This is a genomic window from Bacteroides reticulotermitis JCM 10512, assembly GCF_000517545.1.
GTDB lineage: Bacteria > Bacteroidota > Bacteroidia > Bacteroidales > Bacteroidaceae > Bacteroides > Bacteroides reticulotermitis.
Window position 1 is genome coordinate 1 of the sequence record NZ_BAIV01000089.1, and the last position, 1,110, is coordinate 1,110.

Annotated in this window: 2 protein-coding genes; both read right to left on the reverse strand. The window is 39.5% G+C overall.

Features of this window, described 5'->3' with window-relative positions:
- Positions 1-500 precede the first annotated feature (500 nt).
- The gene (locus tag JCM10512_RS24990) at positions 501-650 is read right to left on the reverse strand and encodes a helix-turn-helix domain-containing protein (protein WP_369346514.1); all 150 of its coding nucleotides are present in this window, start codon (positions 648-650) and stop codon (positions 501-503) included.
- Positions 610-1,110 (reverse strand): hypothetical protein (locus JCM10512_RS21045; protein ID WP_206777887.1); only part of this gene is annotated, 501 nt, incomplete at its 5' end. The genes JCM10512_RS21045 and JCM10512_RS24990, both read right to left, overlap by 41 nt.

Genomic DNA, 1,110 nt, shown 5'->3' on the forward strand with positions numbered 1-1,110 from the left:
CTCTTTGGAGGTTGATTTGCTGAATGAATTATCTTTTTTAGGTGCAAGCCATGCGTATCACTCATTGGAATGAAGCAACCTAAAAAAGAAGACGCAAAATAAGTCGCTGACACATTGTGAGATACGCGAAAAAGTGACTGTGACGACAAGTCAAGTCACATTCCTTTTGCGACACCATAATCCGTGTAAAAGCTGACTGCAAAATAAAAAAGAATAGCTTTTGGGAGAAAGAGAAAAGAGTTAGCTACATTTACTCGAATTATTAGCGGATAGTGGAAGCCATTTTGTAGAACTCCGAATGGGCTTAAATAATAAATTGTCTAGTCTCGATTATATTTTTTACCTTTGCAAAAGCATGTAACTAGACGGATATATATGATCTGACACTTGTAGAGTGTCAGAGGTCGGCATGAATTCCTTTAAATTTCTGGGGCAAAGATAGGGTATAATTCCCGTATCGCTCTTATCATTAATGGCTTTTTATTTTACATTCAATCTTTTTATTTCAATCTTTCCAGTCTTATTTGTGTGGGAGTTTTGTTAAATTCCTTTCTACAGAATCGTGTGAAGGATGATTCCGATGAGAACCCGTTTTCTACGGCTATCTCTTTAAATAGCTTTCCGGTTGATCTTGACTTCAAACAAGACACTACGTGCTCTTTCCTGCAACATCCACTGATAGGGTGTCAGCCCGAACACTGCGGTAAACTGCATGGTGAACTTTTTGGTTGTCAGATTCAGGAAAGCCGCCAACTCCGCCGCTGTTTGGAATTTCTTCCAATGGAGTCGTATCTGTTCGGAGAAAGTAATGTCGCTACTTAATATAAGGTATAGAAACTCATAGATTTTCTCCCGGGTGTAACTGATCTTAAGTAGTAAGAAGAACTCCTGTACCTTTATCTCAAGCCAGTAATGGCATGTTAACCCATGCTCGATTGCTTGGTTGATGTTATCTACCAATTGCCTTATTTGCGGGTTCATATCCAGTTCCCCGAGGTTGTTGTGCTCAGGGTTATATGCCTTTTTTCTCTTTTTCTTCACTTTTGCATATAAGTCCTCCAGGGATAAGTCCCTGCATAAGGTAATGGGTGCCTGAATCCTGAAGAAAAC